This window comes from Pseudomonas sp. PI1 (assembly GCF_000812405.1).
Classification (GTDB): domain Bacteria; phylum Pseudomonadota; class Gammaproteobacteria; order Pseudomonadales; family Pseudomonadaceae; genus Pseudomonas; species Pseudomonas citronellolis.
Map to the genome: position 1 here is coordinate 25,928 of NZ_JWMC01000074.1, position 14,765 is coordinate 40,692.

At 68.8% G+C, this 14,765-nt stretch carries 16 protein-coding genes; 12 read left to right on the plus strand and 4 right to left on the minus strand.

Features of this window, described 5'->3' with window-relative positions; genetic code table 11:
* Positions 1-501 precede the first annotated feature (501 nt).
* From RN02_RS23260 to RN02_RS23285, 6 genes are all read left to right on the plus strand, one after another.
* Complete coding sequence (locus RN02_RS23260; RefSeq protein ID WP_009621765.1) at positions 502-1,206, plus strand: response regulator; 705 nt, start codon at positions 502-504, stop codon at positions 1,204-1,206.
* A 168-nt stretch (positions 1,207-1,374) separates the two neighbouring features.
* On the plus strand, positions 1,375-2,988 hold the full coding sequence (locus tag RN02_RS23265) for an ATP-binding protein (protein ID WP_009621766.1): 1,614 nt from the start codon (positions 1,375-1,377) through the stop codon (positions 2,986-2,988).
* A gap of 78 nt (positions 2,989-3,066) precedes the next feature.
* A complete protein-coding gene (locus RN02_RS23270; protein WP_043317210.1) occupies positions 3,067-3,390 on the plus strand; it encodes an ArsR/SmtB family transcription factor in 324 nt (107 codons plus the stop codon).
* A complete protein-coding gene (locus tag RN02_RS23275; RefSeq protein ID WP_043317212.1) occupies positions 3,387-3,818 on the plus strand; it encodes a YeeE/YedE family protein in 432 nt (143 codons plus the stop codon). The genes RN02_RS23270 and RN02_RS23275 overlap by 4 nt, the downstream gene beginning before the upstream one ends.
* 2 nt (positions 3,819-3,820) lie before the next feature.
* Complete coding sequence (locus RN02_RS23280) at positions 3,821-4,246, plus strand: DUF6691 family protein (RefSeq protein ID WP_043317214.1); 426 nt, start codon at positions 3,821-3,823, stop codon at positions 4,244-4,246.
* Between the two features lie 70 nt (positions 4,247-4,316).
* A complete protein-coding gene (locus RN02_RS23285; protein ID WP_009621770.1) occupies positions 4,317-4,679 on the plus strand; it encodes a YidH family protein in 363 nt (120 codons plus the stop codon).
* Between the two features lie 205 nt (positions 4,680-4,884).
* On the opposite strand, the gene RN02_RS23290 is transcribed toward RN02_RS23285, so the two are convergent.
* Complete coding sequence (locus tag RN02_RS23290; protein ID WP_043317216.1) at positions 4,885-5,313, minus strand: TOBE domain-containing protein; 429 nt, start codon at positions 5,311-5,313, stop codon at positions 4,885-4,887.
* A 95-nt stretch (positions 5,314-5,408) separates the two neighbouring features.
* Here RN02_RS23290 and modA point away from each other — a divergent pair, with 95 nt between their 5' ends.
* Genes modA through modC form a run of 3 tightly spaced genes read left to right on the plus strand, consistent with a single transcriptional unit; the run spans position 5,409 to position 7,947 of the window.
* On the plus strand, positions 5,409-6,164 hold the full coding sequence (modA, locus tag RN02_RS23295) for a molybdate ABC transporter substrate-binding protein (protein ID WP_043317218.1): 756 nt from the start codon (positions 5,409-5,411) through the stop codon (positions 6,162-6,164).
* Positions 6,165-6,176: 12 nt separating this feature from the next.
* Positions 6,177-6,857 (plus strand): molybdate ABC transporter permease subunit, encoded by a 681-nt coding sequence (gene modB, locus RN02_RS23300; protein ID WP_043317221.1) that lies wholly within the window; start codon positions 6,177-6,179, stop codon positions 6,855-6,857.
* Between the two features lies 1 nt (position 6,858).
* The gene (gene modC / locus RN02_RS23305) at positions 6,859-7,947 is read left to right on the plus strand and encodes a molybdenum ABC transporter ATP-binding protein (RefSeq protein ID WP_043317223.1); all 1,089 of its coding nucleotides are present in this window, start codon (positions 6,859-6,861) and stop codon (positions 7,945-7,947) included.
* Positions 7,948-8,301: 354 nt separating this feature from the next.
* On the opposite strand, the gene RN02_RS23310 is transcribed toward modC, so the two are convergent.
* The 3 genes from RN02_RS23310 to RN02_RS23320 form a co-directional block, all read right to left on the minus strand.
* On the minus strand, positions 8,302-9,669 hold the full coding sequence (locus RN02_RS23310; RefSeq protein WP_201773772.1) for an OprD family porin: 1,368 nt from the start codon (positions 9,667-9,669) through the stop codon (positions 8,302-8,304).
* Between the two features lie 242 nt (positions 9,670-9,911).
* Positions 9,912-10,616: a 4'-phosphopantetheinyl transferase family protein gene (locus RN02_RS23315; RefSeq protein ID WP_009621779.1), complete on the minus strand. Its 705-nt coding sequence runs from the start codon at positions 10,614-10,616 to the stop codon at positions 9,912-9,914.
* Between the two features lie 325 nt (positions 10,617-10,941).
* Entirely contained in the window at positions 10,942-11,736 is a 795-nt protein-coding gene (locus RN02_RS23320) for a dienelactone hydrolase family protein (RefSeq protein ID WP_043317226.1), read from the minus strand.
* A 159-nt stretch (positions 11,737-11,895) separates the two neighbouring features.
* Between RN02_RS23320 and RN02_RS23325 the strand changes: the two genes are divergently transcribed.
* From RN02_RS23325 to RN02_RS23335, 3 genes are all read left to right on the plus strand, one after another.
* Positions 11,896-12,567 carry a polysaccharide lyase family 7 protein gene (locus RN02_RS23325; protein ID WP_043317228.1) on the plus strand — a complete coding sequence of 224 codons (672 nt, stop codon included), beginning with the start codon at positions 11,896-11,898 and terminating at the stop codon, positions 12,565-12,567.
* Between the two features lie 11 nt (positions 12,568-12,578).
* Positions 12,579-13,778 (plus strand): lytic murein transglycosylase, encoded by a 1,200-nt coding sequence (locus tag RN02_RS23330; protein WP_043317230.1) that lies wholly within the window; start codon positions 12,579-12,581, stop codon positions 13,776-13,778.
* Between the two features lie 347 nt (positions 13,779-14,125).
* Positions 14,126-14,731 carry an outer membrane beta-barrel protein gene (locus RN02_RS23335; RefSeq protein ID WP_043270692.1) on the plus strand — a complete coding sequence of 202 codons (606 nt, stop codon included), beginning with the start codon at positions 14,126-14,128 and terminating at the stop codon, positions 14,729-14,731.
* The last annotated feature ends 34 nt before the right edge of the window (positions 14,732-14,765 follow it).

Sequence of the window (14,765 nt, forward strand, 5' to 3'; positions counted from 1 at the left end):
GCATGGCCATCGACATCGATCACTCCTTTGCGGCCTACGCCGCGTCGGACTTCCGTACGCCTGGATGCAGCTGCTGGGGGAACCGGAGGAGCCGTGGAAAAGGCTCGCGACCTCGTGCTTCTTCTTGTGTCCGGTTCCAGGTTGCGGACCCAACATGTAGGGGTTATCCGCAACGGGGATACAAGATAATGCGCTATGGGAGGCTTTGCAAGGCGGCAGGCTGGGGGAAACCTGTGGATAAATTGTGGGTGGCGTGTGCGTGATCGCGTAGGGATCGCGCCAGGCCGCACCGCTGCTGATTTTCACCGTTCGTCATGAGCGGCTGACAGATTCAGGAGTTGGCCTGAGGCTGTCAGGGTGTGAACCCTACCACAATATCTTGTGGTCCTGCCCCATCGCGTTCCGCCCGTGCCATGGCGCGGCTTCCTGGCTACAATGCGGCACGTCCGCCTGCCTCGCGGCGGTGCGCGGCGGACCCGTTCAGGTGCATTGGGAGGCGGTGTGGAGCAAGAGGCGCGAATCCTCATTGTCGAGGACGACCAGCGGTTGGCCGAGCTGACCCAGGACTATCTGGAAAGCAACGGCCTGAAGGTGGGCGTCGAGGCCGACGGCGCCCGCGCGGTGGACCGCGTGCTGGCGGAACGGCCGGACCTGGTGGTGCTGGACCTGATGCTGCCCGGCGAGGACGGCCTGTCGATCTGCCGGCGCCTGCGCCCGGACTACGACGGCCCGATCCTGATGCTCACCGCGCGCACCGACGACATGGACCAGATCCAGGGCCTGGAGATGGGCGCCGACGACTACGTGTGCAAGCCGGTGCGCCCGCGCCTGCTGCTGGCGCGCATCCGCGCCCTGCTGCGGCGCAGCGAGGGGCCGGACGAGGCGCCCGCGGCGGGCAGCAAGCGCCTGACCTTCGGCAGGCTGGTGATCGACAACGCCATGCGCGAGGCCTGGCTGGATGGCCAGACCATCGAGCTGACCAGCGCCGAGTTCGACCTGCTGTGGCTGCTGGCGGCCAACAGCGGGCGCATCCTTTCCCGCGAGGAAATCTTCAATTCCCTGCGCGGCATCGAATACGACGGCCAGGACCGCTCCATCGACGTGCGCATCTCGCGCATCCGCCCGAAGATCGGCGACGACCCCATGCACCCGCGGCTGATCAAGACGGTGCGCAGCAAGGGGTACCTGTTCGTTGGCGAGCAGTAGGGCCAACGCTCTCGCCCGCGTTCGTGTTCACGTAGGATGGCGTGGAGCGCGGCGATACCCATCGATGGGAATCGCTTCGCTCTCCCATCCTGCGTGTTGCATCCATACTTCCCGGCGCCATCCCCGCGCCTCCACGCCGGCCGCTGAACCCGGCACAGGGCTTCGCCGATGAAATCCATCTTCCTGCGCATCTACGGTGGCATGCTGCTGACCCTGGTGCTGGTCGCCGCCCTCGGCGTGCTGACCCTGCACCTGGTCAACGAGGTGCGCGGCGACCGCTACCGCGAGGAGCTGGCGCGCGGCACCTTCCGCCTGATGGCCGACGAGATGGCGGGCATGGAGGAGGTGGACCGCAAGCGCGCGCTGCTGCAGTGGAGCCGCCTGATGGGCATCCCGCTGAGCCTGCAGAAGCTCGACGCCCTGGGCATGGACGGCCGCGACCGCGCGCGGTTGATGAATAACCAGGTGCTGGTGGAGGCCGACGGGCCGCACCAGGTGCGCATCCATACCCAGGTCAGCCTGCAGGAGGGCCTGGTGCTCACCGGCGAGGTGGAGCAGGTCAGCGAGCAGTTGGCGCGGGCCACCATCTATATGCTGATGGACGAGCTGCGCCGCTTCCCCGCCAGCGAGCAGCCCTACCACCTGGCGCGCATCGTGCGCGACAAGCGCTTCGGCTTCGACGTGCACCTGCTGCGCCTGAAGGAGATCGACCTGGACGACGACCAGAGCCGCCGGGTGGAGGAGGGCGACACCGTGCTGGCGCTGGGCAAGAACGGCGACTCCATCCGCGTGGTGGCCGGCATCGTCGACACGCCCTGGGTGCTGGAGCTGGGGCCGATCTACCAGATGAACCCCTATCCGCCGCAACTGCTGTTGCTGATCGCCGCCGTCGGCCTGTCGCTGATCGGCCTCACCCTGTACCTGCTGATCAGCCGCCTGGAGCAGCGCCTGCGCGGCCTGGAGTCGGCCGCCTCGCGCATCGCCCGCGGCAGCCTGGACACCCGGGTGGAGGAACGCGGCAGCGACTCGGTGGGGCGCCTGGCCGGCACCTTCAACCACATGGCCGAGCAGATCCAGCGCCTGATCAGTGTGCAGCGCGAGCTGGTCCGCGCGGTGTCCCACGAGCTGCGCACGCCGGTGGCGCGGCTGCGCTTCGGCCTGGAGATGATCGAGTCCGCCGAGGACGACAAGACCCGGCACAAGTACCTGGAGGGCATGGACGGCGACATTCAGGACCTCGACCAGTTGGTGGACGAGATGCTCACCTACGCGCGCCTGGAGCAGGGCTCGCCGGCGCTGACCTACCAGAGCGTGGAGCTGGGCGAGCTGGTGCGCCAGGTGGTGGCGGAGATCGCCCCGCTGCGCGGCGAGGTGCAGGTGACCTGCGAGGCCGGCGCGCTGGTGCCCTTCGACCAGGGCAGCTGGATCGAGGCCGAGCCGCGCTACCTGCACCGCGCCCTGCAGAACCTGCTGAGCAACGCCATCCGCTACGCCGAGACGCGGGTGCGGGTGAGCTACCGGGTCAGCCTGGACCGCTGCCAGGTGGACGTCGAGGACGACGGCCCGGGCGTGCCGGAGGACCGCTGGGAGCGCCTGTTCACGCCGTTCTTCCGCGTCGACGACAGCCGCACGCGGGTCACCGGCGGGCACGGCCTGGGGCTGTCCATCGTGCGGCGGATCATCCGCTGGCACGGCGGCCGGGTGTCCATCGCCCGCAGCCAGGCCCTGGGCGGCGCCTGCTTCACCCTGGCCTGGCCGCGGCGCCAGGCGCCCAAGGAATAGCCCGCGGCGGGTGAGGGTGGACGTTCTGCGGGTTTATATTATATGTTTTAATATATTGTAATTTCGTAGAGCGTTCCCATGCCCGCCACTCCAGCCATCGACCTGCAACGCCTGCGCCACTCCGCCGACCAGGCCGGGCGCCTGCTCAAGGTCCTGGGCAACCCCGACCGCCTGTTGCTGCTGTGCATGCTGTCCCAGGAGGAGCTGCACGTCGGCGCCCTGGAGGAGCGGGTGGGCGTCGGCCAGCCGACGCTGTCGCAGCAACTGGGCGTGCTGCGCCGCGAAGGGCTGGTGGCGACGCGCAAGGAGGGCAAGCAGGTGTACTACCGCATCAGCAGCCCGCAGGCGCTGGCGGTGATCCAGACGCTCTACCGGCTGTACTGCACGGAGGATGCCGAATGAACATCGACTGGACGGCTTTCACCCCCTGGAGCGCCCTGGCCGGCGGCGCGCTGATCGGCCTTTCCGCCGGCCTGTTCGCCCTGCTCAACGGCCGCGTGGCCGGCATCAGCGGGTTGCTCGGCGGCCTGCTGGCCAGGGGCGGCGTCGGCGGCGAGCGCCTGGCGTTCCTCCTCGGGCTGCTGCTGGCGCCGCTGCTGTGGCTGGCCTTCGGTCCGCTGCCGGCGCTGCACTTCGACAGCGCCTGGCCAGCGCTGCTGCTGGCCGGGCTGCTGGTGGGGCTGGGCAGCCGCTATGGCGCCGGCTGCACCAGCGGCCATGGCGTGTGCGGCCTGGCGCGGCTGTCGCCGCGGTCGCTGCTGGCCACGCTGTGCTTCATGGCCAGCGGCTTCGCCACCGTCTTCTGCACCCGCCACCTGCTGGGAGCCTGAACATGGCCCGCCTGAGCGCTTTCCTCTGCGGCCTGCTGTTCGGCCTGGGCCTGCTGCTGGCCGGCATGGCCGACCCGGCCAAGGTGCTGGCCTTCCTTGATCTGGCCGGGGCCTGGGACCCGTCCCTGGCGCTGGTGATGCTCGGCGCCATCCTCACCGCCTTGCCGTTCTTCGGCCTGGCCCGCGGCAAGGCGCACGGCCTGCTCGGCGGCGCCATGCAACTGCCGACGCGCCGCGACCTGGACCGCCGCCTGGTGCTGGGCAGCCTGGTGTTCGGCGTTGGCTGGGGCATCGCCGGCATCTGCCCGGGGCCAGCGCTGGTCGGCCTGGGCGCCGGCCACTGGCAGGCGGCGCTGTTCGTGCTGGGGATGCTGGCCGGCATGGCGGCGTTCGAATGGCAGCAGCGGCGCAAGGGCGCGGGGGCATGAAGCCGTGCCTTAGACGCAGCGCCGCCCGCCGCCTACGCTACCCGGAGATTCCCCTGCGAACCGAGGCCCCATGTCCGACCTGAACGACCCCCGCGTCTTCTTCGCCGCCGAGCGCACCCTGCTGGCCTGGAATCGTACCGCCCTGGCGCTGATCGCCTTCGGCTTCGTGGTGGAGCGCACCGGCCTGCTGCTGCGCCTGATGCACGCGGGCCTGGAGACCGCGGCGGCGCTGCGCATGTCGTTCTGGGTGGGGCTGGGCTTCATCCTGCTCGGCTGCGTGGCCGCCTGCAGTTCGGCGCTGCAGTACCGCAACGTGGTGCGCGGGCTGAAGCCGGTGGAGATTCCCGAGGGCTACCGGGTCAACGCCGGGCCCTGGCTCAACCTGACGGTGGCCGGCCTGGGCCTGCTGCTGACGCTGTACCTGGCGTTGTAGTCTTGCGAAGAAATTGACCTTCAGGTCAATAAATGCAGAATGCTGGCGTGCCCATCGGCACCGACGCCCGCGGCCAAGCCCATGGCGTTGCCCTTAATGGGTATTGCTGCGGCGCGGGTATCGTTATGTAATTTTTGATATAACGATTCTCCGGCAGCGGGCCCCGGACAGACCGTGGCCCTCCAGCGTCGCGCCGTGGCATCCGTCAGGAAGGAACACCGAGAATCACATGGGAAGCCTTGATCACCGCCGTGGCCTTGACGCCGGCCGCCAGCCCCAGCTCGGCGACGGCGTCGCGGGTGACCACCGCCACCACTTCGCTGCCACCGCCAAGGTCGAGCACCACCTCGGCGTTCACCGCGCCGTCGGCCACCGACTTCACCGTGCCGGCCAGGCAGTTGCGCGCCGAGAGGCGAATGCCCTCGGCGTCGGTCATCAGCATCACCCAGGGCGCCTTGACCAGCGCCACCACGTCCTTGCCCTGGGCCAGGCCGAGGCTCTTCACGCTTTCCTCGGTGACGATGGCCACCAGGTCGTTGCCGCCGGGCAGTTGCACCACCACCTCGGCATTCACCGCGCCGTTGCGCAGTTGCTTGACCTTGCCGCGGAACACATTGCGCGCGCTGACTTTCATGTCTTTCTCTCCTTGGTTGCAGTGAGGTCAGGAAGGTATAGCAGAGCCGGCGGGCCCTTCGAAGCAGAACAACAGCCAACCACTGGAGCACATCGATGAAACACACATTCGCCCGCCTTTCCCTGGCCCTGGCGGCCTGCCTGGCCATCCACGCGGCGCTGGCCGACGAGGTGCAGGTCGCGGTCGCGGCCAACTTCACCGCGCCCATCCAGGCCATCGCCAAGGACTTCGAGAAGGACACCGGGCACAAGCTGGTGGCCTCGTTCGGCGCCACCGGGCAGTTCTACGCGCAGATCAAGAACGGCGCGCCTTTCGAGGTGTTCCTCGCCGCCGACGACAGCACCCCGGCCAAGCTGGAGCAGGAGAAGGCGGTGGTCCCCGGCTCGCGCTTCACCTATGCCATCGGCAAGCTGGCGCTGTGGTCGCCGAAGGACGGCTACGTCGACGCCAAGGGCGAGGTCCTGAAGAAAGGCGGCTTCCAGCACCTGTCCATCGCCAACCCGAAGACCGCGCCCTACGGCCTGGCCGCCACCCAGGTGCTGGACAAGCTCGGCCTGAAGGACAAGCTGACCGGCAGGATCGTCGAGGGCCAGAACATCGGCCAGGCCTACCAGTTCGTGTCCAGCGGCAACGCCGAGCTGGGCTTCGTGGCGTTGTCGCAGATCTACAAGGATGGCAAGGTGACGGCCGGTTCGGCCTGGATCGTCCCGGCCGACCTCTATGAGCCGATCCGCCAGGACGCGGTGATCCTGGAGAAAGGCAAGGACAACGCCGCGGCCAAGGCCCTGGTGGACTACCTGAAGGGGCCGAAGGCGGCCGCTGTGATCAAGGCCTACGGCTACGAGCTGTAAACAGGGAAAACGATGCACCTGACCGCGGCGGACCTCACGGCGATCCAGCTCACCCTCGAGCTGGCCACCGTCAGCACCCTGATCCTGTTGCTGCTGGGCACCCCCATCGCCTGGTGGCTGTCGCGCACCCGCTCGTGGCTCAAGGGCCCGCTGGGTGCGCTGGTGGCCTTGCCACTGGTGCTGCCGCCGACGGTCATCGGCTTCTACCTGCTGGTCACGCTGGGCCCCAACGGCCCGGTGGGCCAGCTCACCGACGCCCTAGGCTGGCAACGCCTGCCGTTCAGCTTCGCCGGGTTGGTGGTGGGCTCGGTGATCTACTCGCTGCCCTTCGTGGTGCAGCCGCTGCAGAACGCCTTCGAGGCCATCGGCACGCGCCCGCTGGAGGCCGCGGCGACCTTGCGCGCCGGGCCCCTGGACACCTTCTTCAGCGTGGTCCTGCCGCTGGCGCGGCCGGGCTTCGTCACCGCCGCCATCCTCGGCTTCGCCCATACCGTGGGCGAGTTCGGCGTGGTGCTGATGATCGGCGGCAACATCCCCGGCCAGACCCGCGTGGTCTCGGTGCAGATCTTCGACCACGTCGAGGCCATGGAGTACGCCCAGGCGCACTGGCTGGCCGGCGGCATGGTGGTGTTCTCCTTCTTCGTGCTGCTGGCGCTGTACTCCACGCGCCGCAGCCACTCGGCCTGGAACTGAGATGCCGGCAGACATCCAAGCGCGCTTCCTGCTCGAATACCGCAGCTTCACCCTGGACGTCGACCTGCGCCTGCCGGGCCGCGGGGTGACCGCGCTGTTCGGCCATTCCGGCTCCGGCAAGACCACAGTGCTGCGCTGCGTGGCCGGCCTGGAAAGGCCGCGCGAGGCGCGCCTGGTGGTCAATGGCGAAACCTGGCAGGACAGCGCCCAGGGCCTGTTCCTGGCGCCGCACAAGCGCGCCATCGGCTATGTGTTCCAGGACGCCAACCTGTTCGAGCACCTGTCGGTGAGGCGCAACCTGCGCTACGGCATGAAACGCGTGCCGGCGCGCGAGCACCGCGTGGCCATGGACCAGGCCTGCGAGCTGCTGGGCATCGGCCACCTGCTCGAACGCATGCCGCGCCACCTGTCCGGCGGCGAGCGCCAGCGGGTGGGCATCGCCCGCGCGCTGCTGACCAGCCCGCGCCTGCTGCTGATGGACGAGCCGCTGGCGGCCCTGGACCTCAAGCGCAAGGCGGAAATCCTGCCCTACCTGGAGCGCCTGCACGACGAGCTGGACATCCCCATCCTCTACGTCAGCCACTCGCCGGACGAAGTGGCGCGCCTGGCCGACCACCTGGTGCTGCTGGAAGCCGGCCGCGCCCTGGCCAGCGGCGCGGTGGGCGAGACCCTGGCGCGCACCGACCTGCCCACCTCGCTGCTGGAAGACGCCGGCGTGGTGATCGACGGCCAGGTGCTGGGCCACGACGCCGAATACGGCCTGCTCGACCTCGGCCTGCCCAACTGCGGCGAACGCATCCGCCTGGCCCACGGCCCGCTGCCGGTGGGCAAGGCGCTGCGCATCAAGGTGCAGGCCCGCGACGTCAGCCTGACTCTGCAGCGCCCGCAGCGCAGCAGCATCCTCAACCTGTTGCCGGCCACGGTGACCGAGCTGGCCCCCACGGATACGCCGGCGCATCTGCTGGTGCGGCTGGATGTGGGGGGGAATCCGTTGTTGGCGCGGATTACCCGGTATTCCTGCGAGCAACTGGGGTTGCGGGTGGGGCAGGGGGTGTGGGCGCAGGTGAAGTCGGTGGCGGTGTTGGCCTGAGGGCGGATGGCTTTATGGCTTTTCGTAGGAGCGAGCTTGCTCGCGAATGAGCCCCGCAGCGGAACCTGTTCGCGAGCAAGCTCGCTCCTACGAAGAGCATCCTGGCGCGGCCCGGTGGCTTTCGTGCCTTGGGTTGGCTCCGTTCCCTCTCCCCAGCCCTCTCCCTGAAGGGAGAGGGGGCTTGTCCGTGCCGGCGGATAGGAATGGTTTCAACCTGAACCGTCATCTCCGGCTGACACCGAAACATCCACTCACTCCGAACGGTCCCCTCTCCCTTCAGGGAGAGGGTTAGGGAGAGGGGCTCTTGGCTCTGGGCTCTTGACCCTCAACCAACACCCCCTCCAGACCCAAGACCTAGAACAACGGCAACGTATAACTCACGATCAACCGGTTCTCATCCTGATCCCGCTGCGTCGCCGTGCCCGAGCCGCTGACCGGCAGGCCGCTGCGCATGGTGGCGTTCTTCCAGGCCAGGCCCAGGCCCTTGAAGGTGCCTTCCGGGACCACGTAGCCCACGGCGATGTCGCGTTCCCACTCGCCCTGGTCGCCGCGGCCGGTCTTGATGTCGTCGGCGTTGAGGTAGAGCACGCTGAAGGTCAGGCCGGGCACGCCGAGCTTGGCGAAGTCGTAGGCGTAGCGGCCGATCCAGGTGCGCTCGCCGGCGTGGTTGAACTTCAGCAGCTGGGCGTCGGTGTGCAGGTAGGTGCTGGTGCCTTCGCCGTCGCCGCGGTTCAGGTAGGGGAAGTCGCTGTCGCCGGTGAGCACCTGGTAGCCGGCGCCGATGCTGTGGCCGGCGAGGCTGTAGGTGAGCAGGCCGCTGTAGACGTTGTTGTCCACTTCGCCCTTGGTCAGGTTGTTGCCGTAATAGCCGCTGCTGACGTAGCCGTCCTTGCGGCCGGAGGCGCTGCCGTTCTTGCCGTCGGAATCGCTGATGAACACCCGCAGGTCGGTCTTCAGGGTGCCCGGGCCGACCGCCCAGTTGTGCGTCAGGCCGAGGAAGTGCTGCTGGTAGAAGTCGGTCAGCTGGCCGTAGTAGTACTGCAGCGTCAGGTCCTTGGTGGCCTTGTAGTCGCCGCCGGCGAAGTAGAACTTGTTGCTGTCGCGGGAGCTGGCGCTGCTGCCGTTGGCGCCGGCGATGGACATGCTGCGCCAGTCGGTGGAGTTGCGGCCCTTGGTGTGGGTCAGCTGGCCGCCGATCAGCGTCAGGTCCTTGAACTCGTTGGAGGTGACCTGGCCGCCCTCGTAGGTCATCGGCAGCAGGCGCGCGTCGTTGTAGACCACCACCGGCAGCTTGGGCTGCAGGGTGCCGTAGCGGAACTCGGTCTTCGACACCCTGGCCTTGGCGGTCAGGCCCAGGCTGCTGAACTCGTCCACCGCGCTGCCGTCGCTCTCCAGCGGGAAGATGGTGCCGGGCTGGCGGTCGATGCCGCTCTTGCCGGACTTGCCGCCGCCGTCCAGGCGCAGGCCGAGCAGGCCCAGGGCGTCGACGCCGAAGCCGACGGTGCCCTCGGTGAAGCCGGAGGCGTAGTTGAGCATGAAGCCCTGGCCCCATTCTTCCTGCTTGCTGGGCGAGGCGGGGCCGTTGCGGTTGTCGGTGTTGATGTAGAAGTTGCGCAGGCCGAGGCTGGCCTTGCTGTCTTCGATGAACCCGCCGGCGCTGGCCTGCTGGGCGAGGATGCCCGTGGCGATCGCCAGGGCGAGGGTGGATCGCTTCATTGTCATGCTCCTTGGTCCGTTCTTTTTCTATGTATGTGGCCGGGATGGCGCCGTCCGCGCCGGCCAGGGTAGCCGCGGCTGGCGCCCATCGCTATATGTTTTTGTATATAGCGATAGGCACAAGACGTGATTGCCGTGACGATGACGCGGTCGGGCAAAGGCTAGGGTCGGTCGCTGGACGCGGTGCATGAGGCCAAATTCTGACTTTCCAGTCAATGGCCGCGATGCCGCACCTTGGCGGCGGAGCGCTAGGCGACCGCCACCAGGCTCAGCAGGCGCCCGTCGAACAGCGCGTACTGCGCCTCCAGTTCGCGGCCGTGGTGCCATTCCGCGGACAGGTCGCAGAGCAGGCGCAGGCGCGCGCGGCCTTCGGCGTCCCAGGCCAGCAGTTCGGCATCCTCGAAGTAGAAGCGCCGGCCCACCAGGGGGTAGAGGGCCTTGAACAGGCTTTCCTTGAGCGAGAAGGTCAGGGTCACGCCCAGGCCGACCTGCTCCGGCGCCAGGCGTTCGCGCTCGGCAGGGGTGAGGATTTCCTCCAGCAGGCGGCTGGCGCGGGCATCGTCCAGCAGCGTCTCGACGTCCAGGCCGAGGCTGCGCCAGGCGTCGCGACGGGCCACCACGGCGGCGGCCCAGTCGTTGCCATGGGTGATGGAGCCGACCAGCCCGCCCGGCCAGATCGGCGCGCGGTCCGGCGCCAGGCCCGGCGCCTGCGGCAGGCCGGTCAGGCGCTGGATGCCGGCGCGGGCGCACAGGCGCCCGGCGAGGAATTCGGCGCGGCGCTTGGCCACCGCGCGGCCGATGTTCGGCGGCAGGTCCACGCCGTGGCGGCCGAAGGCCTGGGCGTCGAGCTTCTGCGGCTGGAAGCGGCAGCTGTGGAGCAGGGCGCCGGGCAGCGCCTGGGGCAGCGGCCAGTGCGCCTGGGGCGGGGTGAGGAAGTCGTCGGTGTCGGGCATGGCGGGGATTCTGCCCGGCCGCCGGACGCGGTGCCAGTGGATTCGCGTGGCGAGTGACCGCCCAGTCGCGTCCGGGCGGTCACGCAGCGTTTACATTCGCTTGCAAAGGCTTACCGAAGCGCTACGGATCGGCGGCGGGGGAATTTGCCACACTGCGCCTCGCGTTCCTTTGCCGGAACGCAGGTGAGGTTGTTGTCGGAGCCGCGTGCTCCGGCTTTTTCACAGATCGTGGCGGGAGCCCCTTTTCGGGCTTCCGTTTTTTTTTGCCCGGCCAAACGCCAACACCCCCGTAGGATGGGTTGAGCGAAGCGATACCCATCGCCCTTCAGTCGGCCTTCTGCTGGAAGATGTCCTTGAGGAAGGCCTGCAGGTCGGCCCAGGACTTCTGGTCGGCGGTCTTGTCGTAGCCCACGTCCAGGCCGTGGCCCTTGTGCTTGTCGGCGTCGGGGTTGGTGAAGCTGTGCTTGGCGTTGGGCTGGACGACGAACCTGTAGTCCACCTTGGCGGCGTCCATCTCCTGCTTGAAGGCGGCCACGCTGTCGGCCGGCACCAGGGTGTCGGCGCCGCCGTGCTCCACCAGCACCTTGGCGGTGACCGCGCCCGGCTGCGCCGGGGTGGCGGTGGCCAGCACCCCGTGGAAGCTGGCCACGCCCAGCAGCGGCAGGCCCTGGCGGGCCATGTCCAGCACCACCTTGCCGCCGAAGCAGTAGCCGATGGCGGCGATCTTCGCCGGGTCGGTCTGCGGCTGTTTCTTCAGCAGGTCCAGGCCGGCCTGGAAGCGCGCCTTGGCGGCGTCGGCATTCTTCAATGCTTCCTGCATGAAGGCCTGGGCCTGCTCGGGGTGCTCGGCCACCTTGCCCTCGCCGTACATGTCGATGGACAGCGCCGCGTAGCCCAGCGCGGCGAGGTCGCGGGCGCGGCGCTTGGCGTAATCGTTCAGGCCCCACCATTCGTGGACCACGATGATCCCCGGGCGGATGCCGGCCTGGGCGTCGTCGTAGGCGAAGTAGCCGACCAGCTTGGTGCCGTCGGTGGCCTGGTAGGGGATTTCCTGGGTCTTGACCTCCGCCTGGGCGGCGAAGCCCAGGCCGAGCAGCAGCAGGGTGGCGAGCAGGCGCATGGGCGTTTTCTCCAGAGGGTGGACTGAAAAAGATAGCCGGTTGTGCGGCGGAGGTCGGATTTTGCCGGCGCAACCGCTCAAGCCCGCGGCATGGCGTGAAAGCCGCGGCGCCATCGGCTACCCTTGCCGGGCCAGTCAGCCGTGCGGGACCCACAACGGATGTTCGACCTCAGTACCTGGAACCTCACCCTTCCCGAAGGCCGCCCGGCCAGGACCATTTCCACCCCGGTGCTGCAGCGCGACTACCAGAGCCCGTATTTCCACCGCAGCGCCGACGGCGTGGAGTTCTGGGTGCCGGTGAACGGCAGCCACACGCGCAACAGCGAGTTCCCGCGCACCGAACTGCGCGAGACGCGCAGCGACGGCTCGCCCTACACCTGGCGCTATCCCAACGTCGACAGCCTGCTGCGCGCCACCCTGCACGTGGACGCGGTGCCCTCCATGCGGCGCATGGTGATCGGCCAGATCCACAGCGACGGCGCCGGCAGCGGCGATGCCGCGCCGCTGCTGAAGCTGGTCTACCAGCTGCGCCTGGAGCAGGGCCGGGTGCTGGCGCAGATCCGCGAGCGCCCGGGCGACGCCACCGCCATCACCTACACGGTGCTGGACGGCATCCCTCTGGGGCGCAGCTTCGACTACCGCATCGGCGTGTCGCGCACGGGCGTGCTGAGCATCGAGGTCAACGACCAGCGCCTGGTCCGCCAGCTCGACCCGCAGTGGGCGCGCCAGGGCCTGTACTTCAAGGCGGGGCTGTACCTGCAGGATAATCGCGGCCCCGCCAGCGAAGGCGGGCGGGCGACCTTCAGCGCCCTGTCGATCATGCACCGTTGAGGAATTGCCCCATGCTGCCTTCCCGAATCCTCCCGGCCCTGCTGCTCGCCGCCGGCCTGTCCCAGGCCCCGGGCGCCGTGGCCGACGAGTTCTCCGCCTGCCTTGCGCGCCTGCAACCGCAGGCTGCCGCCAAGGGCGTGAGCGCCGCGGCCTACCAGCGCTACACCGGCGGCCTTGCGGCCGACCTCAGCGTGCTGGACCTGCTCAATGCCCAGCCGGAATTCGTCACCCCGCTGTGGGACTACCTGGCCGGGCTGGTGGACGAGCAGCGCGTCGCCGACGGCAAGGCCATGCTGGCGCAGCATGCCGAGCTGTTCGAGCGCGTCGCCCGCCAGTACCGGGTGGACAAGTACACGGTGGCGGCGGTGTGGGGCGTGGAGAGCGACTTCGGCCGCATCACCGGCAAGCGCCCGCTGCTGGTCTCGCTGGGCACGCTGTCGTGCTACGGGCGGCGCCAGGCGTTCTTCCAGGGCGAGTTCTTCGCCACCCTCAAGCTGCTGCAGCAGGGCGACCTGCGCGATCCGGCCATCACCGGCTCCTGGGCCGGCGCCTTCGGCCAGACGCAGTTCATGCCCAGCACCTACGCGCGCATCGCCGAGGACTTCGACGGCGACGGCCACCGCGACCTGGTGGGCAGCGTGCCCGATGCCCTGGCCTCCACCGCCAACTACCTGCGCAAGGCCGGCTGGGTGCCGGGCGCGGCCTGGGGCTACGAGGTGAAGCTGCCGGCGAACTTCGCCGAGTCCCAGGCCGGGCGCACCAAGCGGCGCACGGTGGCGGACTGGCAGGCCCAGGGCGTGAAGCGCATCGACGGCGGGCCGCTGCCGGCCGGCGACGCCCGCGCCGCCATCCTGCTGCCCACCGGCAAGGCCGGCCCGGCCTTCCTGGTGCTGCGCAACTACGACGCGATCTATTCGTACAACGCGGCGGAAAGCTACGCCCTGGCCATCGCCCTGCTGTCCGACCGCCTGCGAGGCGAGCCGGGCCTGCGCACCCCCTGGCCGACCGACGACCCCGGCCTGAGCCGCGCCCAGCGCAAGGAGCTGCAGCGACTGCTGCTGGCCCGCGGCCACGCCATCGGCGAGCCGGACGGGCTGATCGGCGACAACACCCGCCGCGCCATCCAGGCCGAGCAGCAGCGCCTGGGCCTGCAACCGGCCGATGGCCGCGCCGGGCAGAAGATCCTCAAGGCCCTGCAGGCCACGCATTGAACCGTAGGGCGAATAACCGTTCGCGGTTATCCGCCGATACACCGAGGCCATGGCCAACGCTCAGGTCAACCCCGGAGCCGCCGGGAATCAAGGTTAAACGGCGGATAACGCCGTAGGCGTTATGCGCCCTACGGGTTGCCCCGTGTCGCCGTAGGATGGTGTTGAGCGAAGCGATACCCATCATCGCGGCCAGAGGGGTTCGCAAGGCTCAACCCATCCCACGGGGCCAAGGCACCGCGAGCCTTCCGTTCAGGCCAGGTTCAGCGGCGCGTCAGGTAGCGTTCAGTGGCCGCCCCTTAACCTGCACTCCGTCAACCCCTTACCCACATCCTTGACGGAGAAACGCCATGAACCTGCTGCAGAAGCTCACCCTTGCCACCGCCATCCTCGGCGCCTCGGTCGGCGTCGCCCAGGCCTCGGAAAACTTCGCCGGCCTGACCTGGGGCGAAACCAGCAACAACATCCAGAAATCCCACGCGCTGAACCGCAACCTCAACGATCCCAAGCTCGACAGCGTGATCAACAACAGCAGCACCTGGGGCGTGCGCGCCGGCCAGCAGAACGACACCGGCCGCTACTACGCCACCTACGAGAACACCTCCGACACCCACCGCGGCCTGAAGCTGCGCCAGCAGAACCTGCTCGGCAGCTACGACGCCTTCCTGCCGCTCAACGACCAGGGCACCAAGCTGTTCGGCGGCGGCACCCTGGGCCTGACCAAGCTGGAACAGGACTCCCGCGGCTACAGCCGTGACAGCGACATCGGCTACGCCATTGGCGCCCAGGCCGGTATCCTCCAGGACATCGGCCGGAACGCCTCGCTGGAAGGCGGCTATCGTTACCTGCGTACCAACGCCAGCACGGAAATGAGCCCGCACGGCGGCGACAAGGTCGGCTCGCTGGACCTGCACAGCAGCGCGCAGCTCTACCTGGGCGCCAACTACCGGTTCTGACTGGCAGGGGGCCGGGCTCGCGGCCCGGCCCCGC

What these genes read in the sequence shown, in the direction of transcription:
- RN02_RS23315 (WP_009621779.1), bottom strand. Translation starts at nt 10,616, where the DNA reads ATGCCCGACACCGACGACTTCCTCACCCCGCCCCAGGCGCACTGGCCG.
- RN02_RS23290 (WP_043317216.1), bottom strand. Translation starts at nt 5,313, where the DNA reads ATGAAAGTCAGCGCGCGCAATGTGTTCCGCGGCAAGGTCAAGCAACTG.
- modC (WP_043317223.1), top strand. Translation starts at nt 6,859, where the DNA reads ATGCCGGCAGACATCCAAGCGCGCTTCCTGCTCGAATACCGCAGCTTC.
- RN02_RS23310 (WP_201773772.1), bottom strand. Translation starts at nt 9,669, where the DNA reads ATGACAATGAAGCGATCCACCCTCGCCCTGGCGATCGCCACGGGCATC.
- RN02_RS23325 (WP_043317228.1), top strand. Translation starts at nt 11,896, where the DNA reads ATGTTCGACCTCAGTACCTGGAACCTCACCCTTCCCGAAGGCCGCCCG.
- modB (WP_043317221.1), top strand. Translation starts at nt 6,177, where the DNA reads ATGCACCTGACCGCGGCGGACCTCACGGCGATCCAGCTCACCCTCGAG.
- RN02_RS23275 (WP_043317212.1), top strand. Translation starts at nt 3,387, where the DNA reads ATGAACATCGACTGGACGGCTTTCACCCCCTGGAGCGCCCTGGCCGGC.
- modA (WP_043317218.1), top strand. Translation starts at nt 5,409, where the DNA reads ATGAAACACACATTCGCCCGCCTTTCCCTGGCCCTGGCGGCCTGCCTG.
- RN02_RS23265 (WP_009621766.1), top strand. Translation starts at nt 1,375, where the DNA reads ATGAAATCCATCTTCCTGCGCATCTACGGTGGCATGCTGCTGACCCTG.
- RN02_RS23285 (WP_009621770.1), top strand. Translation starts at nt 4,317, where the DNA reads ATGTCCGACCTGAACGACCCCCGCGTCTTCTTCGCCGCCGAGCGCACC.
- RN02_RS23335 (WP_043270692.1), top strand. Translation starts at nt 14,126, where the DNA reads ATGAACCTGCTGCAGAAGCTCACCCTTGCCACCGCCATCCTCGGCGCC.
- RN02_RS23280 (WP_043317214.1), top strand. Translation starts at nt 3,821, where the DNA reads ATGGCCCGCCTGAGCGCTTTCCTCTGCGGCCTGCTGTTCGGCCTGGGC.
- RN02_RS23320 (WP_043317226.1), bottom strand. Translation starts at nt 11,736, where the DNA reads ATGCGCCTGCTCGCCACCCTGCTGCTGCTCGGCCTGGGCTTCGCCGCC.
- RN02_RS23330 (WP_043317230.1), top strand. Translation starts at nt 12,579, where the DNA reads ATGCTGCCTTCCCGAATCCTCCCGGCCCTGCTGCTCGCCGCCGGCCTG.
- RN02_RS23270 (WP_043317210.1), top strand. Translation starts at nt 3,067, where the DNA reads ATGCCCGCCACTCCAGCCATCGACCTGCAACGCCTGCGCCACTCCGCC.